Source organism: Catenovulum agarivorans YM01, from assembly GCF_000281085.1.
Classification (GTDB): Bacteria; Pseudomonadota; Gammaproteobacteria; order Enterobacterales; family Alteromonadaceae; genus Catenovulum; species Catenovulum agarivorans.
The window spans coordinates 224,041-250,089 of sequence record NZ_JH767525.1 but is presented as its reverse complement, the minus strand read 5'-3'; the positions used below and the strand labels follow the sequence as shown (position 1 = coordinate 250,089).

General features: G+C 40.2%; 22 protein-coding genes. 14 read left to right on the top strand and 8 right to left on the bottom strand.

Going from position 1 to position 26,049, the window contains the following annotated elements:
- The first annotated feature begins 21 nt into the window (after window positions 1-21).
- Both WSC_RS24065 and WSC_RS0108445 read left to right on the top strand, forming a co-directional pair.
- Complete coding sequence (locus WSC_RS24065; protein ID WP_016955491.1) at window positions 22-534, top strand: hypothetical protein; 513 nt, start codon at window positions 22-24, stop codon at window positions 532-534.
- Between the two features lie 9 nt (window positions 535-543).
- On the top strand, window positions 544-1,293 hold the full coding sequence (locus tag WSC_RS0108445; RefSeq protein WP_016955490.1) for an NRDE family protein: 750 nt from the start codon (window positions 544-546) through the stop codon (window positions 1,291-1,293).
- A 1-nt stretch (window position 1,294) separates the two neighbouring features.
- Here WSC_RS0108445 and WSC_RS0108440 read toward each other — a convergent pair whose 3' ends face one another.
- The 6 genes from WSC_RS0108440 to WSC_RS0108415 form a co-directional block, all read right to left on the bottom strand.
- On the bottom strand, window positions 1,295-3,055 hold the full coding sequence (locus WSC_RS0108440) for a lysophospholipid acyltransferase family protein (RefSeq protein ID WP_016955489.1): 1,761 nt from the start codon (window positions 3,053-3,055) through the stop codon (window positions 1,295-1,297).
- On the bottom strand, window positions 3,043-3,669 hold the full coding sequence (locus WSC_RS0108435) for an HvfX family Cu-binding RiPP maturation protein (RefSeq protein ID WP_016955488.1): 627 nt from the start codon (window positions 3,667-3,669) through the stop codon (window positions 3,043-3,045). Before WSC_RS0108435 ends, WSC_RS0108440 begins: the two co-directional genes overlap by 13 nt.
- 65 nt (window positions 3,670-3,734) lie before the next feature.
- Complete coding sequence (locus WSC_RS0108430) at window positions 3,735-5,111, bottom strand: phospholipid carrier-dependent glycosyltransferase (RefSeq protein ID WP_016955487.1); 1,377 nt, start codon at window positions 5,109-5,111, stop codon at window positions 3,735-3,737.
- A 60-nt stretch (window positions 5,112-5,171) separates the two neighbouring features.
- The gene (locus tag WSC_RS0108425; protein WP_016955486.1) at window positions 5,172-6,146 is read right to left on the bottom strand and encodes an SEL1-like repeat protein; all 975 of its coding nucleotides are present in this window, start codon (window positions 6,144-6,146) and stop codon (window positions 5,172-5,174) included.
- An 11-nt stretch (window positions 6,147-6,157) separates the two neighbouring features.
- Window positions 6,158-6,433, bottom strand: a complete 276-nt coding sequence (locus WSC_RS0108420) for a hypothetical protein (RefSeq protein ID WP_016955485.1) — start codon at window positions 6,431-6,433, stop codon at window positions 6,158-6,160.
- 27 nt (window positions 6,434-6,460) lie between these two features.
- Window positions 6,461-7,162: a DUF445 domain-containing protein gene (locus WSC_RS0108415; protein ID WP_026016742.1), complete on the bottom strand. Its 702-nt coding sequence runs from the start codon at window positions 7,160-7,162 to the stop codon at window positions 6,461-6,463.
- Between the two features lie 226 nt (window positions 7,163-7,388).
- Here WSC_RS0108415 and WSC_RS22260 point away from each other — a divergent pair, with 226 nt between their 5' ends.
- Window positions 7,389-9,413, top strand: a complete 2,025-nt coding sequence (locus tag WSC_RS22260; RefSeq protein WP_016955482.1) for an EAL domain-containing protein — start codon at window positions 7,389-7,391, stop codon at window positions 9,411-9,413.
- On the opposite strand, the gene WSC_RS22255 is transcribed toward WSC_RS22260, so the two are convergent.
- Window positions 9,410-10,162 carry a tRNA-uridine aminocarboxypropyltransferase gene (locus WSC_RS22255; protein WP_157447235.1) on the bottom strand — a complete coding sequence of 251 codons (753 nt, stop codon included), beginning with the start codon at window positions 10,160-10,162 and terminating at the stop codon, window positions 9,410-9,412. The genes WSC_RS22260 and WSC_RS22255 overlap by 4 nt on opposite strands.
- A gap of 134 nt (window positions 10,163-10,296) precedes the next feature.
- Between WSC_RS22255 and WSC_RS0108395 the strand changes: the two genes are divergently transcribed.
- The 8 genes from WSC_RS0108395 (at window position 10,297) to WSC_RS0108360 (ending at window position 18,484) form a co-directional block, all read left to right on the top strand.
- Window positions 10,297-10,899, top strand: coding sequence for a DUF2726 domain-containing protein (locus WSC_RS0108395; protein WP_016955480.1), 603 nt, complete (start codon window positions 10,297-10,299; stop codon window positions 10,897-10,899).
- 57 nt (window positions 10,900-10,956) lie between these two features.
- On the top strand, window positions 10,957-11,649 hold the full coding sequence (gene mtnN, locus WSC_RS0108390; protein WP_016955479.1) for a 5'-methylthioadenosine/S-adenosylhomocysteine nucleosidase: 693 nt from the start codon (window positions 10,957-10,959) through the stop codon (window positions 11,647-11,649).
- Window positions 11,643-12,620 carry a cobalamin biosynthesis protein CobD/CbiB gene (locus tag WSC_RS24060; protein WP_016955478.1) on the top strand — a complete coding sequence of 326 codons (978 nt, stop codon included), beginning with the start codon at window positions 11,643-11,645 and terminating at the stop codon, window positions 12,618-12,620. Before mtnN ends, WSC_RS24060 begins: the two co-directional genes overlap by 7 nt.
- 26 nt (window positions 12,621-12,646) lie before the next feature.
- A complete protein-coding gene (locus tag WSC_RS0108380; protein WP_016955477.1) occupies window positions 12,647-13,648 on the top strand; it encodes an adenosine kinase in 1,002 nt (333 codons plus the stop codon).
- A gap of 52 nt (window positions 13,649-13,700) precedes the next feature.
- Window positions 13,701-15,065, top strand: a complete 1,365-nt coding sequence (gene ahcY / locus WSC_RS0108375; RefSeq protein ID WP_016955476.1) for an adenosylhomocysteinase — start codon at window positions 13,701-13,703, stop codon at window positions 15,063-15,065.
- Window positions 15,066-15,255: 190 nt separating this feature from the next.
- Window positions 15,256-16,512, top strand: coding sequence for an extracellular solute-binding protein (locus tag WSC_RS22245; RefSeq protein ID WP_016955475.1), 1,257 nt, complete (start codon window positions 15,256-15,258; stop codon window positions 16,510-16,512).
- Window positions 16,513-17,616 carry a carbohydrate ABC transporter permease gene (locus WSC_RS0108365; RefSeq protein WP_016955474.1) on the top strand — a complete coding sequence of 368 codons (1,104 nt, stop codon included), beginning with the start codon at window positions 16,513-16,515 and terminating at the stop codon, window positions 17,614-17,616.
- Complete coding sequence (locus WSC_RS0108360; RefSeq protein ID WP_016955473.1) at window positions 17,606-18,484, top strand: carbohydrate ABC transporter permease; 879 nt, start codon at window positions 17,606-17,608, stop codon at window positions 18,482-18,484. Before WSC_RS0108365 ends, WSC_RS0108360 begins: the two co-directional genes overlap by 11 nt.
- 63 nt (window positions 18,485-18,547) lie before the next feature.
- Here WSC_RS0108360 and WSC_RS0108355 read toward each other — a convergent pair whose 3' ends face one another.
- Window positions 18,548-19,510: a carbohydrate kinase family protein gene (locus tag WSC_RS0108355; RefSeq protein WP_016955472.1), complete on the bottom strand. Its 963-nt coding sequence runs from the start codon at window positions 19,508-19,510 to the stop codon at window positions 18,548-18,550.
- Window positions 19,511-19,674: 164 nt separating this feature from the next.
- On the opposite strand from WSC_RS0108355, the gene WSC_RS0108350 reads away from it, so the two are divergent.
- The 3 genes from WSC_RS0108350 to WSC_RS0108340 all read left to right on the top strand — a co-directional run bounded on the left by WSC_RS0108350 (window position 19,675) and on the right by WSC_RS0108340 (window position 26,026).
- A complete protein-coding gene (locus WSC_RS0108350; protein ID WP_026016739.1) occupies window positions 19,675-20,679 on the top strand; it encodes a LacI family DNA-binding transcriptional regulator in 1,005 nt (334 codons plus the stop codon).
- Between the two features lie 121 nt (window positions 20,680-20,800).
- Complete coding sequence (locus WSC_RS0108345; RefSeq protein WP_016955470.1) at window positions 20,801-22,891, top strand: glycoside hydrolase family 32 protein; 2,091 nt, start codon at window positions 20,801-20,803, stop codon at window positions 22,889-22,891.
- 141 nt (window positions 22,892-23,032) lie between these two features.
- Entirely contained in the window at window positions 23,033-26,026 is a 2,994-nt protein-coding gene (locus WSC_RS0108340) for a SusC/RagA family TonB-linked outer membrane protein (RefSeq protein WP_016955469.1), read from the top strand.
- Window positions 26,027-26,049: the final 23 nt, after the last annotated feature.

The following is a 26,049-nucleotide window of genomic DNA, read 5'->3' as shown; positions in this document are numbered from 1 at the left end:
GTATTGTAATAAGGAAAACATATGGTTGAATATTGTCGGAGTGTACTTAAACAAATTGCAGTCGTAATAGATAGTTTATCTACACAAGAATATAGTTTGAGTCAGCAGCAACAATCGAGCGTGGGTGCACATATTCGGCATATTCTTGATCACTTTATGGCTGTGACCAAAGCATTAGATTCGGGTGTGGTTGACTATAGCCATCGCAGTCGTGGCAGTTTAATTGAGCATTGTGCTGATACTGCAATCGCAACAATAATCGAGTTAGATAACACACTAGCTGAACAATTTTGTCCAACAGTGTGCGAAAAGCGCATTAAACTCATCCCAGAAACGGCAGATTTATTAACTGACCAAGATTTTTTATATTCGAATATACAGCGTGAACTTATGTTTATTGCGAGCCACGCTGTTCACCATTTAGCTTTAATAAAAATGCGTTTCCCAACTGAGCATCCAATACAGCAAATCGAATATTTAGGTTATGCGCCTGCGACCATTCAAGCGCTTAAGTTATCGGCGCTACAACAATAATATAAACTTATGTGTACCTTAACTTGGCAAATGCAGGAAGGTGGTTATCGGCTACTGTTTACGCGGGATGAACAGCGCAGTCGAGCGCCAGCTTTGTTACCTCAAGTCGATGAAAAACTTGCTGCTGTTTATCCGCTCGACCCGCAAGGGCAAGGCACTTGGATTGCGACTAATAAACAAGGGCAAACTTGGTGTTTGTTAAATCTATACGCAGAGCACAGTTTTGAGTCCACCAACATTCGGCCTGTACAGACTAAAAACAGCCGCGGTAAAATTATTCTTATTTGCCTTGAGCAATTGATCCAAAGCACACTATCAGACGAGCAAATCAAAGACTGCTTGCAGCTTTTGTGTGAGTCCAAAGGTTTTACCCCTTTTACTTTGTGTTATTTTCCCAAGGTGACTGAGCAACAAGACTATCAACCTAAGTATTGGCAATGGAATGGCCGAGAGATATCACAAAGCAATTTACCTAAGATGTTTACATCATCAGGTAAATTATTCTCCGAAGTAAAAAACAATCGGCAAGCCGTTTTTGCGCATATGCCAAAGGTTAATCAGCAGGATGCTCAATGGGCATTTCACCAAAGCCATGTGCCGCTTAAAAGCCATTTAAGTGTGTGTATGCATAGGGAAGATGCAAAAAGCATCAGTATCACTGAAGTGATAGTCAAAAATAACTTGCAGCAGATGTCATACTGGCAAAGTTCCCCGTGCAAAGCCGACTATCAACAGCCGGATAAACTAATTCGCCTATAAATTAATCTGCAAACTCTATGTTGAAATCTCGATAGTTTTGCCAATTTTTGCCTAAATATAATTTTAACCACTTATCTGCCGTATCGGGCAGGTGAACTTTAAGTAACAATCCAGGTGTTTGGGCAAATTGCCCATCAATGGCTAACGCGATAAATTCAGCACCTAACTGATGGTATTGTTTGACTAATACAGGCAAGCCCTTGTTGTCTGGCTCTATTTGTTTAACCAGCCAATCTAAAATTTCTATCTTGCTCGCAGAGCTAATTTTATTCTGCTGCTGTGCGCTATCCAAAAACCTTTGTACTTCAGCTATTTTTGCATGAGTAAACGACTGTTTAGCTATAGCGCTGCTATCGGGCTGTTTAATCAAAAACTGTTCAATTAGATAGATGCTAAGTGGGCGATAACATCTACTTAAAGAGACAGTGCCGTATAAGGTGCGGTATTTAGGATATTTAACAACAAAATGACCTATGCCTTTAAACAGCATCAACAAGGCTTGATAGCTACGTTGGTATTCAGAAACAATAAAAGAACGACCCATCTCCAAACAAGCAGTTTGTTTACCGACAAACTTGGCAGAAAAATTAAACATTTGTTCCAGGTAGGTCGGTGATATTTGATCGGTTTGCCCCATGCGATAAGCACCAATAATTTGTTGCTGTTGTTGGTCGAAAATAAACAAATGTTGGTAGCTATAATCAAAATCATCGCCATCTTGTGCTGCCCCACTGCCTTCTTGCCAATCTCTAAAAGTTTGTTCTCGCAGCCGCCTGATTTGTGCCAAACAATGCGGAATTTGTTCACCATCCGCATGTAGTACTAACCAAGTTTTATAACTCACTAATGTTTGTGCCTCAGCAATCTTATTCACTTCAGCTGCCATTAAATCGCCACTTGCAGCAGGCGCGAGCGCTTGCATTTTTACACTTTCAACCGCTGGCCAATCACCTTGCAAGCTTGGCTGTTGTAGGTAGGTTGCTAATCTAACTAAATCACTTTGTTGCAGCGTACTTAGGTTAGGTATTGCTGTATTGTCTATTGTTGTTGTCATAGTGAGTTGAATATTTTTATTGGTGGAGGCGAGCATTTCTCTAACTAGCATGAGCAGGCGAAATCGAAAATATATTCGGCCAAAAAAATAAAAGCGTTTACGGTTACTCGCTTGAATATGTACTGGCAATATATCTGCGTTATAGCGTTCTGCTAGCTTAATAAAACTGCGGTTCCATCTGTGATCGCTCACTGTGTTAAATGCTTTCTGGTAATAACTAACTCGACCCGCAGGGAAAACAACTAATACGCCTTTCTGTTGTAAATGTTGCTCACACATTCTTAATGAAGTGACATTGCCTGTGGCGCCCGCTTGCAAAGGATTGGTGAAAATAAAATACTTTTGCAGAGGTTTAAATAAACTCAAACCAAGATTGGCCAATACTTTAACGTCGCTGCGCTGTTTTAATAGTTCACGTAACAATACCACACCATCAACGCCACCAAGCGGGTGGTTGGCAACAATAATAAGTGGTTTGTCCTTAGCTAAATTGTGGAAATTACTATTGATGTTAAGCTTAAATAAACGGACAAATGCATCTAAAAAATCTTGCCCATCTAAATGGGCAAAACCGTGTTGCTGGTAGAGTTGATTTAGTTTGTTGATGCCTAATAACTTATCAGCCACTTTAATTAAGCTAGCTTTAAACCCAGTCGCAGGTTTAGCTAGAAATTGGGCTAAGGATAATTCATTGTTTAGTTGTTGCATAATTTCCGTTTAATCCAATAATCTAGGCTGGTATAACGGCCCCCACCACTAAAGAGTAATACCAATAACATCACAAAATAAGTTGCCGCAAACTCAATACCATTGTTAAGAATAACAAACTTACCGCTAGAGGTGAGCCAATCAATATGACCATGTTGAGTTAAAATATCATTGGCCCGGGCAAGTTTATCTGCTGATTGCATAATCGACTCATTAAATAATATAGTCCCATTGGCTAACCAACTATTAGGATCGGCAATGGCTAACCAGCCGTGTTGCCAATGTACTGTAACCATGGCAACCAACATGGTAAAGATTAGCGGAATACTGACTAAACGTGTTAACAAACCGAATAATAATAACAAACCACCAACTAACTCAGCTGCGGTTGCGAAAAATGCCATTAAACCAGGTAAAGGCAAACCTAAGCCCCATTCGGCATCCCCAAACCAACTAACGATATTGTCGAAGTTTTGATATTTATTCCAGCCTGCTTGCAGCATAACAGGGGCTAAATACAGCCTTAATAACAAAGGCGCTAATCCATCTGCGAGTTTTAATTTGTTTATAGCACCTTGGTAGCAGTTAGTTAACTTACACAGCAAATCTGACATGAGGGCACCTTTTTAAAGCATCAATATAAATTTATAGACAGATGATCTCAGGGCTTTCTTTCAAATTAAATCCAACTGCTAAACCACATGCGTTGATAAAAAGCTGATTTTTCTACAGGAATGCCGAGTTGAAATGGTAGCCAATAAATAAAACTCATCGCTATACTGAGCAAAATTACCCAAGCAGTAAATCTTACATAGGTAGATTTACTATTTTGTAATCTAACAAGCAACACAGCCAAAGCGAAGAAGCTGAATACCGAAGCTGATTGATAGTGATATAAAAAGGTACAACGGCTCACCAAAGTCCAAGGTAACCAACAAGCAAAATAACCACATACGATAAATAGTGAGATAAATTGCGGTTGAGTTATGCTGCTTTGTTCTCGTCTAACCACTGATTTCACTATATTTATTAGCTGAGAAAGTGTCCAGAGCGTAAGCACCAACATAGCTAAACTAGACCACCAGTATAAAAGTGGATTGCCAAACGAATGAATATTTTTGTAACACTGCTGGCCATTTTCAACAGGTAACTTTTCAAAGTAGTAACTGATAGGCCTTTGCATTACAGGCCAGCTATACCATTTTGAGCAGTATGGATGAGCGTCTTCGGTAACTCGGTTTTTATGGTAGCTAAAAAATTGTTGGTGGGTTTCAACAAAGTCGTATTTAGTATTGAGTTTTAAATCAGGTATCCACAACAAACTATACACAAGTATAGGTAAGATCAGCAGTAAGGCAACAATGCCAGCAAAGCGCCGGTAACTGATTGAAACAATGTTAGTTTGTGTATCAGAGACGATAGAGAATCGCTTAACCAATAACAAAACGATAAGTATAGCTAGGCTAAATGCCCAGTAGCTTAGACCACTCCATTTCACGCAAACCACACAACCTAAACTAAGGCTCAATAAAACTGGATAGAGCCAAGAGTTTTTTTGTACTGTCAATATGGTCAGATAACAGCTCAAAGATCCCCAAAATAAAATATGGACATTGCTTAGGCCAAAGCGCGCGGCAACAATAAGTGCGCCATCTAAACAAGTAAAGGCAAAGACCAAGATCGTTATAAAATGTGATCGACTAAGTTTCCAAACACATAAAGTGAAAAACATAGCTGCAAAAAAGCCTAACAGTGCATTGATCCAACGATAACTAACAGGATTAAGTTGACTAAATTCAACAGAACCCAAGGTCGGCTCGTTTACCCAAGGCAGTGTGTGATAAAGCGTAATCGCACCTTGTAAAACGTATTTTGCCAATGGTGGATGTGAATGAAAAAAAGGTTGCTGCTGAATGTATTGGTAGGCAAATTTAGGAAAATAGACTTCATCAAAAACCGGTTTGTTAATATCGCCTAATTGATAAAAGCGCACAAATAGTGCAAGGCAGGCGATTAGTAGGTAACAAAGTGCATAGCGCTTGTTAGCAAGAGTCATTGTTATATTTTAATAATTGTTATTTCCATATACAGAGCATATTAAACAAAAATCGGTTTATTACCAATCGTACAATTGGGGTAGGGTGTCCATTTCTTCAATAAGCAGTTTAGTCATTTGTTCTACTTCGGCTTTTTGCCAAGTTTTCATTGAGTCAGTTAAATTGGCGACTGTATCTTCATACTGGTATTCAGGTAAAAAATGTTGCAGAACTTGATAATAGCTAGCTGCGCTCACTGGATCTGGCGAAACACCATGGTGGTGGCGGACAGCCAAATTAAATAAAGCGTTTAAACTCCCTTGTTGGCGTGCCTGCTCTAACCACATCATTTGTTTATGGTAAAAATCTTTTCTACGTGCTTCGTCTACTTGATTTGGGTCGGTCAGCGTCATATCAGGCAGATGTGAAAGTATCATCATGGCTTGAATATTACCTTGATTAGCTACATAGGTGACTTCTTGATAGAGCCTATGGACATAGTCCAACTTAACACCGTTGCACAAATTAATTTTATTAATAAGTGATTGGCTGATGTGTTCAGGTACACCTCGGCTCGCATGTTGGTTTAATGTCACTTCTAATCGCTGTGGTGAAATATTGATTCTGCCGGTTTTGTCGGCATAACGATGAAACGGCATGCATTTTTCTAATGCTAATAAATAACTTAGATATTGCTCTATAGTAGCCTGCTGTTTGAAAGCATCTAAGTCAATATCGGCTATGTCTGATTGCAACGGCTCGGCATGCGGATAATTTTCAATTTTATTGAGCTTGTTATCGCTGGTATTGGTTGAAATATTTTGCTCTGAGTGCGCCTGTTGTGAACCGGATTGAATTTGGATGTTGGAATTGTTGGAAGCCTGCGAAGTTTGGACTTGGGTAATTATTGTAGGGGGAGACTGCAACGTGCCGCTGGTTAGCTCTGGCTTTAGCTTAGCTTGAGTATTGGGCCATAAAAAATAAAACAGCCCAGCAATTAGCGCTAGGCCAAGTGAAAACAAACAAACTTGAAAAAATATTAGCCAGTGGCGCAAAATGACTCCTGTTATTTTCCTCCCCAAATTTTCGCCACAGCTTTGTCGTTACCTAACAAACCAACAATTAAACAGACGAAACTGGCCCCGCCAAATACAACAAGTGGAATTAAAAAGCCGAGCTCTTCTTTAGGGCTTAACCAAGTAACAGCACTCCCAAGTACTGCAAACAATAGACCTACAACTATTAATATAGTGCGGTTTAGTGGTTTGTAGACATAATTATCGTCACCTTTTTCAAATATATTTAAAACAGGTGAAAAAATGCTGCGTAAAATATTTTTCATTGTTTGTTCTCGTTATTAATTATCAAACTAAACCAAATGAGCGATTAACCCAAATATTGCACCAAAAACACCGCCCCATATAACTAACCAACCTAAATGTTCATTTATCATTTTATACACAATCTTTTTCACAGCTTGGGCAGTTAGTTCGTTGAGTCGGGCATCAATTATATGACTGACTTTTTCGCGCATTTCTGCAAGGATATTCGGTTGCTCTAAACTCTGTCTAACTAGGTCATCAAAATCAGGAGACTGGCTAATATCAATTAACTTTTGTTTGAGCTTTTCGATATATGGCTCTTTTAATGGGTCAATCAGCGAGCGCCCCCCCATCATTTCAAGCATCTGCCCAAATTTAGAGCTTAATACGGTTTCTACCAAAGATTCATAAGCGGGGTCAAAATCTATTTTCTCAATCACAGGTGATAAATCGAAATGACTGGCATGGCCCATATTGTCAGATAAAAATTTATCGATATTTTCATCGCTAAAAAACTCGTTCATCATTAAGTCTTTAATTGCAGCCTTAAATTGCTCGAACTTAGCTTCAATCACCCCTGAGCCGTACAGACCTGGAACTTTTTCAAACAGCATATGAATCGCTAACCAATTGGTACATGCGCCAGAAAGCGAAAATAACCCTATGGTTAATAATACAGGGACGGCGAAAAAATACCCTGCTAGGGTTGTGATTAATGCGATTAAACTGGTAACAGCACTCATGTTCATGGCAAGGTTGACCAAATTGACTAACTTAAAACTATTTGCAGAAGTGGGGGGCAAATCACAAATTTCAATAGGTAGACAATTTTATTGTGTATTAGCATTTAAAAGTTCGCTTATTGCTAACATATTGACTACTATTTATTTAGATATTTAACCTACCATAAACTTGTTTCTTTAGGTCGCTTAAATATCGCTGTTGCACGAGTGTGTTTTCCATATAGGGTTTGATATGTACGCAGCCATTTATCGGCTATTAAAACAATTTTCATTACATTCTTTAAAAGCGCGGGTGGTTTTGGCATTAATTGTCTCAAGCTTATGCGCCACTTTGCTAATTGTGTCGCTGTTTTCTACTTTACAGTTTTATAAAGTATCTGATCAGATAAAAACGGACATTCAAAAGAATATTGAATTAATTAGTGACAGTCTGTCTGAAGCACTATGGAGTTTTAAAGAAGAAACCGTGCAATATATGGCATCGGGCTTAAGTCAAACCCAGTATATTGCCGCTGCTGAAGTAATCAGTGAAACGGGTGAACATTATTTGTACGGCCTAAAGATAGGCGAGCCAGAATTTACTAAAACACTCAGCCATCAGAATGAAAAAGTCGGCACAATTTTTATTTGGTTAGACCAACAGGCAATCAATAGATATGTAAAAGACTCGGTTTTTTACGTTATTTTGGTGTATGTTTTTTCTGCCGCATTAGTGGCGATTATTTCCATCCGTTTGATTGGTTATATGTTATCTCGGCACCTGTCTAATATAGTCAACCACATGCGCTCATTTAAGTTAGATGATTCGTTAAAACATGAAATTGAGTTAGACAGAGCGCCCTATATAGATGATGAACTCAATCAAATCGTCACTAGCTTCAATCGATTACGTCACGACACGCAAGACTACTTATCTGCGAAACAACAGTACGAAAAACACTTAACATATCAAGCCAACCATGATGATTTGACTGGTATAGCAAACCGGCGTTACGGTTTACAGCTGCTCGAAGATAAAATCCGCCAAGTTGGCTTTAACGGTCGTTTTGCTTTGATGTTTGTCGATTTAGATGGTTTTAAGGATATCAATGATACCCACCACCACTTGGTTGGTGATGAAATACTCCGTATTGTTTCTGCTCGCATCCAGCAATTTGTTAAACCGCATGGTGGATTTTTGGCTCGGATTGGCGGTGATGAGTTTATGCTGGTGGTTGATTTACAGGGCGCAGAATTAAATGTTTTCGCCGAAAACATTTTGAAAAAAATTAAAGAGCCATATGGGGTTGCGAGCGACAAGCTCAACTTATCCTGCAGTATTGGTATTGCCATGTATCCAGATGACGCAGACACAGCAACGAATTTGATAGCCAATGCAGATACAGCAATGTTTCAAGCAAAAAATGCTGGCAAAAGCCAATATAAAACCTTTTCTGCCGAAATGTTTGAAGACCTTATGGTTAAATCTCGTTTAAAAACAGCGTTAAAAACTGCGCTAGAAAACGATGAGATTACGGTTTATTTCCAACCAATTTTTGCTATTGATGATGGTTCTATTGTTGGCTTTGAAGCTTTGTGTCGTTGGTTCCACCCCGAATATGGTGCGGTGCGCCCAGATGTGTTTATAGCGTTAGCTGAAGAAACGGGTGATGTTGTTGAGATTGATCGCTATGTATTAACTGAAACGGTTAAAAAGTTGCACAAGTTGCAAGGAAAAGGACTGCCGCTATTTGGCACTGTCAATTTTTGTCCGCTCGACTTTGAACAACCAGATATAGTTGATTATTTAGATAACGTATTAACTCGATATCCGTTAACTGAAAATCGTCTCGAAATTGAAGTAACAGAACGTTCCATGATTAATGAATCTGGGAACGTTAATATAAATAGGTTATTGGCAGAGCTTGAAAAACTTGGGGTCAAAATAGCGATTGACGACTTTGGTACAGGTTATTCTGCACTAAGTTACGTTAAAAACTACCGTTCGTTTATCTCCAAAATTAAGGTGGATAGGTTGTTTGTTCGAGACATTGAACAAGACACAGCAGATGTTGCTTTGGTTAGCTCCATTATTAATATGGCCACCGGGCTAAATATGACTGTGGTTGCTGAAGGGATAGAGACAGTTCAGCAACAAGACTTACTCGCCAGCTTAGGCTGTCAATATGGCCAAGGGTATTTAATTAGCAAACCTTTACCGATAGAGGAGTTTTGCCAACTGGTGGCTAAACAGTCAGCACGGGATAAAGTCAGTTAACTCGAGACGCTTTTGTCGAGGTAGTTTTGCAAAAAACTATGTTCGTGACTTAATTGCGGAATAACGTTGAGTTTACTGGCGGCATAGTGTTGGTTAAATATGGCAAAATAGTTTTGTAATACGTGCGCCGCCTCGATTTGTTGCCATTGAGCAAAGGCTAAAGCGGCAGCCTCAGCGGTTGCCAATTGGTGGGCCTCTACTGATTTTCTTAGTTTGTATTGTGCTTGCTGGCTTACATCTAAATCAAAACATGGAATATGGTACAACCATTGGCTTTGGTTAAACATGCGTTTACATTGCCGCCAAGTGCCATCTAATACTACTAAGGTCAGTTTTTTTTCAGGGCTTTGCGCTTGGAGCTCTTCGATTGTCGGCGCTATTGTTATTGGGCGGCTAGGTTGTCTAGCCTGCTCTAATGGCGGTGGAAACAATATCGCATATTGGCGATCTTTTTGATTAAGCAGTTGCAGCAGTTCTGCTGCTGGTTCGGTACGCGACCATTCAAATAAATGGCAATTGTCACCTAATACTTCGCTGATCAAATGGCCGGTATTACTCGGTTTGAGTATTTCATCAGAGTGCATGATTAATATCACTTCCAACTGACATTTTACGCTAGGCTTCCAATTGCATATGCAAGCGTATAACGGCAGTTGGCACTGCTCACACCGTTTTACCGTGATCCCTCGCGCATTAAAAGCTCGAGTGGCTTTGGCAAGGCGCTGCTGACGAAATTGATAAAAATTCACACTAAACTCTACTTTTATTTTATGTTGGCTATTTTACTCCTATTTATGATTCTTGGTACAGCCTTTGCTAAATCACTCCCATAACAGTCATTTTTTTGTTTGAACGTCAATTTTTTGTTGTTTAGGAGTGGTATATGGATCTATTAATTATTGTGCTAATTATGGTGCTGGTAATTGTTGCTGGTGCGGCAATACATTTAACTCAATCAGGTGCGCCTTTTCCATTTCAAAAACGAAATACCTTATATTCAGCGCCTGAAGTAGCCTTTATGATTAAACTTGAACAAGCAGTTGGTGATCAATTTCGCGTAATCAGCCGAGTAAAACTTAATGACTTGTTGCAGCCTGAAGGGAGTGTAAAACCGCGAGCTGCACAAATAGCTAAAACTAAAGCGTCAAACAAAAGTTTAGACTTTGTCTTGTTAGATAGAAAAACATTCGAGCCAGTTGCGGCAATTGACTTAGTTAATACTGAATCAAAACAAGGTTACAAAGCCAAACCTGATTGGTTTGTTCGTGGAGCACTAGAAACGGTTGGCATTCCGCACGTTCGTATACGTATAAAAGCAGGTTACAAAGCGTCAGAAATCCGCGAATGTTTGTCGGCGAAAATAGGTAAAGGCAAACTTACACCATTAAACGTGCGTCCAGTTGAGCCTAAAGGCCCAACACGCCCGGTTAAACCACTAATTGCAAAAATGCCGCAAGATCTTAACGGCTCACAAGCTGTTGCTTAACCTTTATTGTTTTATGGTATGCTGCAACAAATTAGCTGCTTACAAGGTTATAAATAGATGAAAATCGGCATTATCGGCGCAATGGAGCAAGAGGTGAGTATCTTGCTCAAACAAATGGAAAACAAAGTTGCCGAGCAACATGGCCCCTGTACTATTTATACTGGCAGTTTATCAGGTAAAAATGTTGTATTAGTGCAAAGTGGTGTTGGCAAAACAGCTGCGGCTATGTCGACCACTATGTTGCTTGATAACCACAAACCTGATTTGGTTTTAAACACTGGCTCTGCTGGTGGTTTTGCTGAAGACTTAGAAGTTGGTGATTTGGTTATTTCTAACGAAGTGCGTCACCACGATGTTGACTTAACCGCCTTTGGTTTTGAGATGGGGCAGGGTTATGGTTTTCCCGCTGCTTTTACCTCGGATGCGAAGTTGGTTGAACGTGCGTTAGCGGCTGCATCTCGTCAAAGTGACTTACAGGCTAAAGTGGGTTTAATTTGTTCCGGCGACAGTTTTATGGCGTGTCCAGACAAAGTTGCCCAAGCCAGAGATAACTTTCCAAATATGATAGCTGTTGAAATGGAAGCTGCGTCTATTGCACAAGTGTGCGCGCAATTTAATACCCCATTTGTGGTGGTGAGAGCTTTGTCTGATATTGCAGGCAAGTCATCACACCAAAGTTTTGAAACCTTTTTACAGCAAGCTGCTAAACATTCATCGCAACTTGTATGTGATTTTATTCGTTTATGTTAGACACTGCGGCATTACCTGAGTTTCCGGCTTATACCTGTCAAGTCTTGGTATTAGCGCTGGCTGCAATAACAGCTCGGGTTTTGCCAATTTCGGTTAAATATCATCCAATCTTCTTTTTCGCTTTAGTGACTTATAAACTCGGTGAAAAAATTAATCCAGACCCAAAACGCAACTCAAGTCAATTAGCTATTTCTGGTTTTATGGGCTTAATCAGTGCCGTATTACCTTTGTTGGCCATTATCTGGTTTTTTATTCCTTTGGTTGAATTCCCTTTATTTGTTGATTGGTTGATATTGTGGTTGTGTTTAACCGACCAAACAAATTGGAAAGCACAGCTCAAAGTAAAACAAGCATTAGACAAGCAACAAAAGTTGCTGGCTCGAGATAGGTTAAGTGACACTGTTTTGCGTGATGTCAGCAAGTTATCACCAATGGGCATAGCCAAAGCCAGCATAGAATCTATGCTGCTGCACAGTGCCTATCAATACTTTGCTATCTTGTTTTGGTATTTGCTGCTAGGGCCTCTGTTTGTATTGTTTTATCGTTTGTTGGCTGTGCTGCAGCAAAGTTGGAACATCAAACAGCCTGCGTTTAAGCATTTCAGTACAAGCATCAATTTTCTTTTTACCTTAATTAGTTATTTGCCAGTGCGTTTATTTGCATGGTCAATTTTATTATTCCGAGCGCCTGTTAAATCATTTTTTAAAATGGGCAAAACATTGCGCCAGTTTGATAAACAATATCGCTGTGGTAGTTTTTGTTTATTTTATGCCATGTCACACAGTTTAAAACGTCAGTTAGCCGGGCCGGTTTTTTATGGAGAGCAAAAGATAAATCGTCCGCGAATTGGCGACTTTCCACCACCAGAAGCTGCGGATATTCAACATTGTCGGCGAATTATCAAAGAAACTGCGATGATTTGGTGGATAGTGATTGTAATTAGCTCAGTAGTCATTATGATCTCCGGCTAAATTACTAAGCAATAATCGGAATCTTAATGGCCAAGTACAATGTATACGGACTCGGTAACGCACTGGTTGACCTAGAGTTTGAAGTAACGGACGACTTTTTGGCGCGTCAAAACATTGAAAAAGGTTTAATGACCTTATTAGACGAGCAAGCCCATCAAGTTTTATTAGATAAGTTAAACCAAGAATTCAGCTTGCTTAAACGCGCTGGTGGTGGCTCTGCAGCCAACTCATTAGTGGGTTTATGCCAATTTGGTGGTAGCGCATTTTTATCTTGTAAAGTCGGTGATGACGAGAGTGGTCAATTTTATAGTGACAACTTGCAGCAAGCAGGTGTGGCTATTCGTGTTGCTGAGCTCGATTTACAGGGGCAAACCGGTAAATGTATGGTTATGGTAACCGACGATGCTGAGCGCACCATGAATACCTATCTTGGTATTACTGCCGATTTTTCTGCTAAAGAATTATTTATTGAAGAACTAGCTGACGCTGAATATTTATATATTGAAGGTTATTTAGTCACTTCAGATATTGCACGCCAAGCAATTTTGCAAGCAAAATCGCAAGCTAAAACAAACGGCAACAAAATTGCCATGACTTTCTCAGATCCTTCTATGGTTAAATATTTCAAAGATGGTTTAGATGAGTTATTGGGTAGTGATCCAATCGACTTATTATTCTGTAATGAGGAAGAAGCTTTAACTTTTGCTGGCACAGATAACTTAGCAGATGCTGCCAAAGTTTTGTTAACTCGCGCTAAACAAGTAGCGGTAACTCGCGGTGCAGATGGCGCCAGCGTATTTATAGCTGAAGGTGAAGTAAAAGTAGCTGCGCCAAAAGTAAAACCTGTTGATACCAATGGGGCGGGTGATATGTTTGCCGGCGCGTTTTTGTACGCAACTTGTAATGGTTGGCAAACAGCTAAAGCGGCTGAATTCGCTTGTGCTGCCGCTTCTGAGGTTGTGCAAAGTTTTGGCCCTCGCATCAGTAAAGAACAGCAACAAACTTTATTAGCTCAATATCAAGGCTAGCATTAGCTCAGATATTCAGAATTAAAAATTAATCGTAATAACGGAGTCCAGAATGACAGACTATAAAGTCGCCGATATCAGCCTTGCCGATTGGGGCCGTAAAGAATTATCTATCGCCGAAAGTGAAATGCCAGCATTAATGGCAATTCGTGAAAAATACAAAGCAGAACAACCATTAAAAGGTGCAAAAATCTTAGGTTGTATTCACATGACAATTCAAACTGGTGTGTTAATTGAAACATTAGTTGAGTTGGGTGCTGAAGTGCGTTGGTCATCTTGTAATATTTTCTCTACGCAAGATCACGCTGCTGCGGCTATCGCTGCTGCTGGTGTTCCTGTGTTTGCGTGGAAAGGCGAAACTGAAGAAGAATACGTTTGGTGTATCGAGCAAACCATTAATAAAGATGGTCAGCCATGGGATGCAAACATGGTATTAGACGATGGTGGCGACTTAACTGAAATTCTTCACGACAAATACCCAGCATTATTAGAGCGCATTCACGGTATTACTGAAGAAACAACAACTGGTGTACACCGTTTACAAGAAATGATGGCAAAAGGTGAATTAAAAGTTCCAGCTATTAATGTAAATGACTCGGTCACTAAATCTAAAAATGACAACAAATACGGTTGTCGCCACAGCTTAAATGATGCAATTAAACGTGGTACTGACCATTTATTATCTGGCAAAAAAGCCTTGGTTATTGGTTATGGTGATGTAGGTAAAGGCTCTGCGCAAAGCTTACGTCAAGAAGGTATGATAGTTTCTGTAACTGAAGTTGACCCAATTTGTGCAATGCAAGCTTGTATGGACGGCTACGAAGTTGTTTCTACCTACAACAATGGTATCAACACTGGCAAACTTGAAGACATTAACACTGCTTTACTTGCAAAAACTGACCTAATTGTTACTACAACAGGTAACTTTAATGTTTGTGATAAAAACGTATTACAAGCATTAAAAGCAGGTGCGGTTGTATGTAATATAGGTCACTTTGACAACGAAATTGACACTGCATTTATGCGTGAAAATTGGCGTTGGGAAGAAGTTAAACCACAAGTACACCAAGTGTACCGCAGTGACGACGCAACTGATTTCTTAATCTTATTGTCAGAAGGTCGTTTGGTTAACTTAGGTAATGCAACAGGTCACCCATCACGTATTATGGATGGTTCTTTTGCTAACCAAGTATTAGCGCAAATTCACTTATACGGCGCTAAATTTGCTGATTTACCAGCAACAGAGAAAGCCGAAAAAATTACTGTTGAAGTATTACCAAAACAATTAGATGAAGAAGTTGCTTCATACATGGTTAAAGGTTTTGGCGGTGTTGTGACTAAGCTAACTGAAAAGCAAGCTGAGTACATTGGTGTTGAAGTTGAAGGCCCATTCAAGCCTGAGACTTATAGATACTAAAAATTACTGCTAGTAGTAAAATTAAAACCCCGTCAGTGTGATCACTACGGGGTTTTTTATTATCTACAATTTACATATTAAATATCTAAATAGTCAACGTTGTTAAAATTTGCAATTTTTAACGCTAAAAACATGACAGAAGTCAAAGTGCGTGCGATTATTAGCTAGTTGCTTATAAAATGTATTGGTTATGTTGCGTAAAGTTTGTTTAGTTGTGTTTTTTGTCTTTTGTACTCAGGTTAGATCTGAAACGATACAGTTGTGGCGTACTTTGTCTGCAGCAGATGAAATGCGCACTTTTACTCAGCAGGTTGAGCGATTTAATCTAGCGAATCCACAGTATCAAGTTTCAGTTCAAGCAATCCCGCATGGCGCGTATGCCGAAAGTGTTATTGGTGGTGCTTTAGCGCAAGATTTACCTTGTATATTGGCTGTTGATCAGCCAAACGTCGCAAACTACGCTTGGTCTGGGTTAATTCAACCTTTGTATACCGATACTCATAGTGCGAGTAATTTAATCTCGCCGTTAGATTTCAACCATGTCAATGCAAACGGTATTGGCAAGTATAACGGCAAAGTATATTCGTTGGGGCCCTTTGATATTGCTTTGGCATTATTTACCCGCCGTTCGTTGCTGAATTCTTTGGACTTTCGTATACCGACCTTAGCTCAACCTTGGTCGGTTGACGAGTTCAATATGCTATTAGAGAAAATTAAACAGCAAGGCCAATTTAAATATATCTTGGATATGAATTTAGCTGGAGTTGGAGAGTGGCCCGCCTATGGGTTTTTACCCATGATTGTCAGTGCGGGTGGTGATTTTATCGAACGCAGCACTTATCGTCAGGCTGAAGGTTTTTTAAACAGTAAAGGTGCCGTGCAATGGGGGCATTGGCTACAGAATTTACTCGATAACGAGCTAACCCAACTCAGCAACTTAGAGCATGGTCAATTTGAAAAAGGTTTGTTGGCAATTCATTACACGGGCAGTTGGATGGTTGATCGATATCAGAAAGCGATAGGGGATGATCTACTGATTTTGCCGCCAGTTGACTTTGGCAGCGGTGCTTATATAGGTGGGGGCAGTTGGCACTATACTGTCACCCGCAATTGCCCTCAACCAAAACAAGCTGCAAAATTCATTGCTTATTTGATGACAAATAACGAGATAGCTTTTTTTAATCGGGGCAGTGGATTTATCCCCACCTCGGCTGAAGCCGCAAATCAACTAGCGCTGTACAGCGAACAAGGCGCATTACGCAAGTTATATTTAACCTCGGAGCGCAACGTTGTTTTGCGCCCGGCAACACCCGCTTACCCAGCTATTTCTGCTATATTTTCACAAGCTGTCAGGCGCATCGCACAAGGCGCGGATGTAACCGAGTCGCTTGATAGGGCGGTCGACGAAATAGAGCTTAATATTTTGGATAATCGTGGGTATAGATAAATGCCAATAAAATTAGCTAAAGATTCAGAATATCAATTTAATTACACTGGAATGCAACAGGGCAAATCATATGCGCGGCTGATGTTGCTGCCTGCAGCACTGTTGTTATTTTTATTTTTGTGTTTGCCTTTGGTTGTGTCGGTCGGCGTATCTTTAACCGACGAAAGGTTATTGTCACCAAACTCAGCACATTTTGTTGGTTTAGAAAACTATAAAAGGTTGTTGGCAGTTAAAGTTATTGAGTTGAAGCGTGCAAATAACCTCAAAGAGCAAACGGAAGATATGTTTATTTACCAACACAAGCGTTATCGAAAATTACGTGAGCTCGTCCGTGATAATGCCGAGTTGTTTGGGTATTCCGAGTTAACGCAATTTAATGTGTTTGGCCATACTAGGGTTGTACTCGCTAGAGATGTGCTGTTTATTCGCTCTTTTATCAACACCTGCAAATTTGTTGCAATGGTGGTGCCAATGCAAGTGGTACTCGCACTTTTGTTAGCCTTGGCTTTGCGCCGCAACTTTACTGGCTCAGGTGTTTTAAAAGTTGTTTTTTTTACGCCTGTTGTCACTTCTATGGTTGTTGTTTGTGTTGTATGGACGCTGATGTTGCATCAACAAGAAGGTTTGATAAATCAAGCTATTAAATATATCTGGCCAGCGTATGTCCAAATTGACTGGCTAAACGATCCTCAGTGGAGTTTATTTGCTATCGCCTGTTTGTCCGCTTGGCAAGGCGTGGGTGTACAAATGCTCATAATACTTGCTGGTTTGCAGGCTATTCCTAACACCTTGTATGAAGCCGCGAGCTTAGATGGTGCATCACCTTGGTCGCAGTTTAGGCACGTCACTTTGCCAGGTTTACGACACACACTGATTTTTGTTGTGTTATCAACCACTATTTTTGCATTTGCATTATTTGTTCAGGTCGACGTTATGACTCAAGGTGGCCCGCAAGATTCAACATCAACCGTTTTATTTTATGCCATCGAAAAAGGCTTTCGCCAACAACAAATCGCCTATGGCTCAACCGTTTGTATCTTGTATTTTGTTGTAATTTTAGCCTTGTCGTTACTACAAAAAAAATTGTTAAGTTATGATAAATAAATCACTCATAGTATCTAAATATATACGCAGAATGCTGCTTGTCGCCTTAGGTGGGTTATTTGTATTACCTATTGTTTTTGTGTTTGTTGCGTCTTTTAAAAATGAAAGCCAAATATTTTCTGAGGCAGGCTTACTCTCAATATTTAACCTCACAGAGGGCGTAGGTTTAGCTAACTATAAAAACGTAATAGAGCAGACGCCTTTTTTAACTTATTTAACCAATTCGTTCATCATTACCTCATTGTCTGTTGCTTTGAGCACTTTGGTCAATTCGATGGCGGCCTATTCGTTACTCAGATTTCCTTGGGTTGGCAAACAATGTTTATTGATTCTGTTGTTGGCGCTGTTAATAGTGCCTTTTGAGGCAGTGGTGTTGCCATTAGTTTTTATTGTTACCCAGTTACCTTGGGTAGAGTACCAAAATGGTAGTTGGTCTTTGATATATTCTTGGTTTAATAGCCTGCATGTACAAATTATTCCAGAGTTAGCGAATCCATTTTTTATCTTTCTGTTTTATCAATATTTTAAAAGTATTCCAAAAGATTACGAGGAAGCCGCATTAATTGATGGTGCCAGTATTTGGAAGATTTTCTTCACAATTGTAATGCCACAGGCCAAGCCTGTTATTGCGACAGTTGCCATTTTAACCTTTTTACGTAGTTGGAACGCTTATTTGTTACCTGTATTAGTGGCGAATGCACAGGACGTCAGGCCTTTAATGCCAGGCATGCAGCAGTTTTTTAGTCATAGTGTCGATTGGGGGGCGGTAATGGCCTATGCAAGTATGACGACCTTACCTGTGTTAATTGTGTTTTTTGCCTTGCACAAATATTTGGTTGATGCGATGAAAACAGGTATCAAAAGATAAAAAAAACCGCCTTGAGGAAGGCGGCAAAGGTCACACATGGTAACCAACACTTGGGAGCGCGTTTTAAGCCGTTTTTAAAGGTTTGTCTAAACTTTGGATGGAAGCGAAGTCTGTCAGTCCTGTCATAGGGCCTAAATACTCACAAACTACCCCACTGACTTTGTTACCTAGTTGGACATAGCCAGCGAGTTCCGCATAAGTTAATTCATCGAGGTTTGCCTGTGATAGTTGATATAAAACAGCTCCAATAAATGAATCGCCGGCACCTGTGGTATCGACCGGGGTTATTGCATATGCTGGAATAATACTCTGGTGGGTTGTAGTTGATAAAAAGCAGCCTCTGCTGCCTATAGTAACAGTGATATATTGCACACCTTGTGCATGCAGGTGTTCACAACCTTTAGCTATATCATCTTCACCCGTTAACAAGCTGAGTTCTTCTTCACTGACTTTGACAAAATTTGCCATGGACAACATTTGCATACTGCGTTCGATAAACACATCAAGCTTATCTTTCCATAAATCTTCGCGATAGTTGGGATCAAAACAAATAAAGTGTTTGTGGTCGTGGGCGTATTTTGCAGCGGTTAAGTAGCTTTCAAATAGGTGATTGCCGAGTAATGCGGTTGCTGAACCTAAATGTAAGATGCTGTTTTGCAAAAGCAAACTTGTTTGATTATGCGGCAAGGAAAATTCAGCGTCAGCACCACGATTAAAAACAAAATCACGTTCGCCATCTTGCGCCAGCGAAATAAAGGCTAAGGTTGTCGGTGTCGTGACTTTGTGGACGTACTCGATATTTACGCCAAAATCGATTAACTCATTAATTAAACAAGCACCAAAAGGGTCGTTGCCGACAGCGCCGGCAAAGTATGAATTACCACCTAATTTAGCGACACAAGCAGCCACATTTGCAGGGGCACCACCTGGTTTTTTTAAAAATTGTTCTGCTTCTACTAAATTTGTGCCGACATCAGTACTGACGAAGTCGATTAACATTTCGCCTATACACACAACCTTTTTCATACTCTAACCTTAGTTTGCTGAATTTTTGTTAAGTATATTTGAATAAACAACGTTGTCAATTTGTCTTAAGCATTTTTTACATCTTGAGAATTAATGGTCTTTTATTAGATAATAACGTTGTTTAAGCATACAATAACAATATTCTGAATAAGTGAAATGTATCCATGGTAACAATTAAGCAGGTAGCAAAGCGGGCTGGAGTCTCATTTAAAACCGTCTCCAGAGTGGTGAATAATGACCCGACTGTTAAGGAAGAAAATCGAGTAAAAATACTTGCTGCAATTGAAGAGCTTGGTTATCAACCAAACTTAGCCGCGAGAATGGTGCGCAAAAAAAATTCAGATGTAATTGGTTTTATCTCGGATGAAATATCAACAACACCTGCTTCGGTTGATATTTTGCGTGGCGCTCAGGATAGAGCGTGGGAGCTGGGTAAAACATTGATGGTGTTTAATATAGATCCGAAAAAACCTTCTGCGAGCAACTTATTAGAGCAATGCCGACAACATAGAGCTGAAGGGGTTGTTTATGGTGCCATGTACCACCAACCTGTCAAACTACCGGTTCAATTTGATCAGCAGCCATTGGTTATGGTCAATTGTTTCGATCCAAACCAACAGCGAGCCGCAATTATTCCAGATGATGAACAAGCAGCTTATGACGTAACCTTACAATTACTGAACAAAGGTTATAAACGCATTGCTTTTCTTAATTTAAATCCTAAAATTGTTGCTGCCAAACTCAGGTTATCCGGCTTCTTAACCGCTCTAAAAGAATTCAGTATCGACGATGATCAATATGTGGTTGAGTCGGTTGAGAAAGTTGTTGAAGGACGCACCATAGATATAACACGGGAAGTGGCTGATAGAGTCATCACTGAGTTTAAACCGGACGCTATTTTGTGCGGCAAAGACTTAGTTGCCTTGAGTTTGTATTTTGTCTTGGAGCGACGTGATTTACGTGTTGGCCATGACATAGGTGTTGCGAGTTTTGATGACTGGGATTGTATCCCGCAAATATTAGTGCCGTCGTTATCTTCAGTTGCCTTGCCATATTACCAAATGGGCAGGGCATCAGTTACTCGACTGGTCAATCTTATATCGGGTAAACAAACGTCACTTGCAACAGAGCGTGTTAAGTGCCAGCTCTCGTCGAGAGAATCTTTCTAAGCTAGTTTTAGTTATTTTCATCTATACTTTGTTTTATTTTTGTAAATTTGTTGCAAACAACGTTGTTTTTGATTTATATTGTAGACAACGTTGTTAAATTCATTGGAACTGGTATATAAATATGAAATTCGTTTACCCATTGATAGCTGCGGGTATGTTAGCAGCTTGTAGCCAAAGCAATTTAGACTCTATGTCTCAATCGCCAACACTATCAGGAGACAATCTAGTGAAAGCGGCCAACACCTTTCATTATCAAGACCATCATCGACCGCAATTTCACTTTACCCCACAAGCGAATTGGATGAACGATCCAAATGGTATGGTTTATCACAATGGTGAATACCATTTATTTTTTCAATATTATCCTGAAGCAACTGTTTGGGGTCCTATGCATTGGGGTCATGCAGTATCTAAAGATCTAGTCCATTGGCAAGAATTACCTATTGCCCTTTATCCAGACCAACATGGTTGGATATTTTCTGGTAGTGCCGTAGCCGATGTAAACAATACTTCAGGTTTAGGCACTAAAGATAACCCACCTTTAATTGCAATTTACACTTATCACAATGAAGCAGAACGTTTGGCTGGTAGTAAAAACTTTCAAACACAGGGCATAGCATATAGCTTGGATGATGGCCGTAGCTGGACACCTTATGCGGGCAATCCGGTTTTAATTGGCCCAGACATTCCAGATTTTCGAGATCCGAAAGTTGCTTGGTATGCACCAGAAAATAAATGGATCATGACTTTAGCTGTCGATGATCATATTAGTTTTTATTCTTCGCCTAACCTAAAAGAATGGAAGTTTGAGAGTGATTTTGGCATTGACGCAGGTACACACGGTGGTGTTTGGGAATGCCCTGATTTATTAAAAATGCCAGTAGAAGGCAGTGATGAAGAAAAATACGTTTTGTTAGTGAGTATTAACCCAGGTGGGCCAAATGGTGGTTCAGCAACTCAATATTTTGTTGGTGATTTTGACGGCAATAAATTCACTTTAGACGACAAATTTAAGCAAGATGTGAGCAAAATACCATCACAATTTCCAGATGGTTTAGTCTTTGCCGATTTTGAGACGGACTTTTCTGATTGGACATTAACCGGTACGGCTTTTTCAGCCGGGCCAGTGGCAGGTAATTACCCAAACCAAGGTGGCGTGGGCAATTATATTGGTAAAAGGTTAGTTAATTCATTTTATAAAGGGGATGCTGCTACCGGTGCAATGACTTCAAAAACTTTCACTGTAGAGCAGCCATTTATTAACTTTTATGTTGGTGGTGGCATGCACCCTGGCAAAACCGCGGTTAATTTATTGGTCAAGGGTGAGGTGGTACGTACGGCTACAGGGCCAAACAATGAGCGTTTAGAAATTGCTAGTTGGGATGTTTCCGAGTTGCTTGGTCAACAAGCACAAATTGAAATTGTCGATCGTGTTTCCGGCGGTTGGGGACATATCAATGTTGATCATATTGTTTTCGCAGACAAAGCAGCCCATCCAGATATTGAACCCGCAGTGTGGTTAGATTATGGCACAGATAATTATGCTGGCGTTACTTGGTCGAACGTACCAGAAGAAGATGGCCGATTTTTGTTTATTGGTTGGATGAGCAATTGGTTATATGCCAACAATACACCCACTGACAGATGGCGTAGTGCGACGACAATTCCACGCGAGTTACGCTTATACCAAGCTGAAGCAGGTTATCGAGTTCGTTCGGTACCTATTGACGAGTTGGACAAATTGCGTGCTCAGTCATTCAGTGCTGAAAATACCCTAGTGTATGGCAGTGCTAACCTAAGTGCATTAGCCAAAATATCAAGCGCGCAATTTGAGCTCAATGCCACAGTTGACGCCCAATCAGCTGAACAATTTAGCATTGATATTGGCAATGCTGTTGGTGAAAAAGTTTCAATTAAATTTGATCGAAACAACAATCAATTGGTATTAGACAGAACACAATCGGGTAAATCTCGTTTCCATGGTTCATTTGCCAGTGAGCAGTTTGCCCCATTAGATGGTGCTGCTCAACAGTACCAAATTACGCTATATCAAGACGCGTCTTCTACCGAATTATTTGTTAATAATGGCGAAATTGTTATGACTGCACTAGTCTTTCCTAATCAAGACTATCAGCAAGTAACAATAAATGCCGAGCAAGAAATCAAGTTGACAGATTGGTCGCTGCACCAATTGCAGTCTATTTGGAAATAACAAGTTTAGGTGGGCTAGGATGCCTGCCTACTGATTTCTAACTCGGGCAAGGATGCATTTGTGTTGGATAAATTTATAAAATTTAAACAACGTTGTATTTTGTTGTTACTTAATAACCTATAAACATGGGGACACACAAGCATGAAAATGTTCAAGTTAAATCCGTTTAGTAGCAAAAATGCGATCCCACAATTATGTGGTTCGCTGTTGTTGATGTTACCAACTGCTGGCTATACCGCCCAACAAAGTGCACCAGAAGAATGTACTGCAGAGCAAATTGAATTAGCTGTAAACGGCTGTGAAGTTGAAGAAACTATTATAGTCACAGGTTATAGCACACAAAGAAAAGAAGACTTAACAGGTGCTGTATCTGTTGTTGAGCTGAGTGAACTAGAGGATTTACCCGCAGGCAATATTATGAAAAACCTGCAAGGTAAAATTCCGGGTTTATCTATTCGCACTGATGGTAACCCTGGCTCAGGTGCTTCAATTCGTATTCGCGGGCAAGGTATAGGCCGTTTGGGCAATAATGATCCACTGTATATTATTGATGGCATCCCAACAAAGTTAGGTATGCACGAACTTAACTCACGTGATTTTGCTTCAGTGCAAGTGTTAAAAGACGCTTCAGCTGCAAGTATTTATGGTGCACGTTCTGGTAATGGTGTTATTGTGATCACCACAAAAAACGGCGCATCTGAAGACATTAAGCTCGATGTTTCGTACAGCCAATCCACCCAAGACTTTAATTACGACTTAAACCCACTCAATACAGAACAACGTGCTCAGGTCATTTGGCAAGCTGCGGTTAATGATGGTAGTGATCCTAATACCGCAAGTCCGCTATATCAATTCGATTGGAACGGCGATTACACCAACCCACAATTGAATAAAATTATTTTACCTAATTCGCTTGACCAAGAAGGGAATACTACACCAGCAGTTCCGGGGACTGATTGGTTTAACGAAGTTATTCAAACATCTAAAATTCGTGATTTCCATATCTCAGCATCAGGTGGATCAGACCGAGGGCAGGGTTATATTTCACTTGGATATTTTGACGCTGAAGGTGTTGTTAAAGGTTCTAAGTTTGAACGTATTTCATTTAGAGCGAATTCTCGCTACGAAATCATTGATGATATTTTTGCTGTGGGTGAAAACTTAACGGTTACTCATCAAGTTGAAAACCAAAACAATCGAGATGCAGGCAACATAGTTAGTTTAGCGATAGAGCAGCAATCTATTGTTCCTGTATACAACGATGATGGTAGCGACTTTGGTGGCCCACGTTCGGGTATTAATGACAGGCGTAACCCAGTTTCACTTATTGAAGGCAATAAAGGCAACGACAGCCGCTATAATCGCCTAATGGGTAACGTATATGCAGAGCTAAAACCTCTCGACGGCTTAACTTTGCGTTCAAACTTTGGCTTAGATTATGGCCAGTTTTATTATCGCAGATTGTTCCCAACGGTTTCTGAAGGAAACTTATACAACGAAGAGCGTTTAACAACTCAACAAAATTGGGAGCAAACAACAGTTTGGTCGAATACGGCTGAGTATAAAGCTAAGTTCGACAATAAACATAATCTCACCATTTTGGCGGGTACAGAATCAATTGAATTTGAACGTGAAGGCTTATTTGTATCTTCTACCGGCTTATTGGTAGAAGACAGAGACTATGCCTTTTTAGATGCCGCAACAGGTGGAGCGGTTGCATCTGGTGGTGGTGATGAATGGTCACTGAACTCATATTTTGCCAAAGTGGATTATAACTACGATGATAAATACTTGTTGTCAGGTACGATTCGTCGCGATGGTTCTTCACGTTTTGGTGAAAACAATCAATATGGTAATTTCCCTGCATTTTCAGCCGGTTGGGTTATCAGCAACGAAGACTTTTTTGATGTTCCACTGTTATCAACATTAAAACTTAGAGCAAGTTGGGGGCGCACAGGTAATCAAGAAATTGATACCAGAGCAACGTCATTCACTTATCAAACCTTATATTCAACACCTTCTGTGTTCACCACGCAGCAAGACAATGGCACAGCTTACGATATCGGCGGTAACGACCAAGGTGTATTGCCATCTGGTTTTGTCCGTACCCAAACCGCAAACCCTGACTTGAAATGGGAAACGTCGGAAATGGTTAACTTTGGTATCGATTTTAGCCTTTATTACGGCACCATCTACGGTACTTTTGATATTTTCGACAAAGAAACTAGCGACATATTAACCCTAACCGAACCGTTAGCCACATTAGGTGAAGGTGCACAACAAATTGTCAACGGCGGCACAGTCACTAACAAAGGTTGGGAATTCACCATCGGTTACGATGATTACATTGAAATTAACGGCATAGGTGAAATTAAATTCGATGTTTTTGCCAATATCTTTGCTGGCGAAAATGAAGTAACCGACTTACCTGACAATGTTAAAAATAGTTTCGGCGGTAATGGTGACGACATTACTATTTTGGGTCATTCAGTTAATGCTAACTATGGTTATGTTGCCGACGGTTTGTTCCAAAGTGATGACGAAGTTGCCGCGCATGCACAGCAAACTGGCGCTGCACCAGGGCGTATTCGTTACGCTGATTTAAACCAAGATGGTGTTATTGATGATAAAGACCAAACTTTCTTTGCTGAAATGGACCCAGACTATGAATACGGTTTTGGTATTAACCTCGAATACGAAAATTGGGATTTCAGCATGTTCTGGCAGGGTATTGAAGGTGGCCAAATTCGTAATGGTTGGCGCAACTTCACTGACCTAGTATCTGTTGGCACAACCAGTAATTTTGGTGATCGTGTATTGTCAGCTTGGACGCCTGAAAATTCAAACTCAGATATTCCAGCCTTGTCATTACAAGATACTAATGGTGAGGGCCGCAATTCAACTTTCTATTACGAAGATGCCTCTTATTTAAAACTTCGCAATATTACCCTTGGTTACAAACCTGACGATAAAACAGTGCGTGATTTAGGGATCAGCAGTTTACGTGTCTATTTGTCAGCATCTAATTTATTGACCTTCACACCAAGCGGCACAATTAGTCAAGATCCAGAGACACCAGATGCAACTTTCCCAGTACCAAGAACCATCACATTTGGTATTGATGTCGGTTTCTAATTCAACCACGTGTAATAACTCAG

What these genes read in the sequence shown, in the direction of transcription:
- ahcY (WP_016955476.1), top strand. Translation starts at nt 13,701, where the DNA reads ATGACAGACTATAAAGTCGCCGATATCAGCCTTGCCGATTGGGGCCGT.
- WSC_RS0108435 (WP_016955488.1), bottom strand. Translation starts at nt 3,669, where the DNA reads ATGTCAGATTTGCTGTGTAAGTTAACTAACTGCTACCAAGGTGCTATA.
- WSC_RS0108340 (WP_016955469.1), top strand. Translation starts at nt 23,033, where the DNA reads ATGAAAATGTTCAAGTTAAATCCGTTTAGTAGCAAAAATGCGATCCCA.
- WSC_RS24060 (WP_016955478.1), top strand. Translation starts at nt 11,643, where the DNA reads ATGTTAGACACTGCGGCATTACCTGAGTTTCCGGCTTATACCTGTCAA.
- WSC_RS24065 (WP_016955491.1), top strand. Translation starts at nt 22, where the DNA reads ATGGTTGAATATTGTCGGAGTGTACTTAAACAAATTGCAGTCGTAATA.
- WSC_RS0108440 (WP_016955489.1), bottom strand. Translation starts at nt 3,055, where the DNA reads ATGCAACAACTAAACAATGAATTATCCTTAGCCCAATTTCTAGCTAAA.
- WSC_RS0108355 (WP_016955472.1), bottom strand. Translation starts at nt 19,510, where the DNA reads ATGAAAAAGGTTGTGTGTATAGGCGAAATGTTAATCGACTTCGTCAGT.
- WSC_RS0108445 (WP_016955490.1), top strand. Translation starts at nt 544, where the DNA reads ATGTGTACCTTAACTTGGCAAATGCAGGAAGGTGGTTATCGGCTACTG.
- WSC_RS0108430 (WP_016955487.1), bottom strand. Translation starts at nt 5,111, where the DNA reads ATGACTCTTGCTAACAAGCGCTATGCACTTTGTTACCTACTAATCGCC.
- WSC_RS0108395 (WP_016955480.1), top strand. Translation starts at nt 10,297, where the DNA reads ATGGATCTATTAATTATTGTGCTAATTATGGTGCTGGTAATTGTTGCT.
- WSC_RS0108415 (WP_026016742.1), bottom strand. Translation starts at nt 7,162, where the DNA reads ATGAACATGAGTGCTGTTACCAGTTTAATCGCATTAATCACAACCCTA.
- WSC_RS0108365 (WP_016955474.1), top strand. Translation starts at nt 16,513, where the DNA reads ATGCCAATAAAATTAGCTAAAGATTCAGAATATCAATTTAATTACACT.
- WSC_RS0108380 (WP_016955477.1), top strand. Translation starts at nt 12,647, where the DNA reads ATGGCCAAGTACAATGTATACGGACTCGGTAACGCACTGGTTGACCTA.
- WSC_RS0108350 (WP_026016739.1), top strand. Translation starts at nt 19,675, where the DNA reads ATGGTAACAATTAAGCAGGTAGCAAAGCGGGCTGGAGTCTCATTTAAA.
- WSC_RS22245 (WP_016955475.1), top strand. Translation starts at nt 15,256, where the DNA reads ATGTTGCGTAAAGTTTGTTTAGTTGTGTTTTTTGTCTTTTGTACTCAG.
- WSC_RS22260 (WP_016955482.1), top strand. Translation starts at nt 7,389, where the DNA reads ATGTACGCAGCCATTTATCGGCTATTAAAACAATTTTCATTACATTCT.
- WSC_RS0108420 (WP_016955485.1), bottom strand. Translation starts at nt 6,433, where the DNA reads ATGAAAAATATTTTACGCAGCATTTTTTCACCTGTTTTAAATATATTT.
- mtnN (WP_016955479.1), top strand. Translation starts at nt 10,957, where the DNA reads ATGAAAATCGGCATTATCGGCGCAATGGAGCAAGAGGTGAGTATCTTG.
- WSC_RS0108345 (WP_016955470.1), top strand. Translation starts at nt 20,801, where the DNA reads ATGAAATTCGTTTACCCATTGATAGCTGCGGGTATGTTAGCAGCTTGT.
- WSC_RS0108360 (WP_016955473.1), top strand. Translation starts at nt 17,606, where the DNA reads ATGATAAATAAATCACTCATAGTATCTAAATATATACGCAGAATGCTG.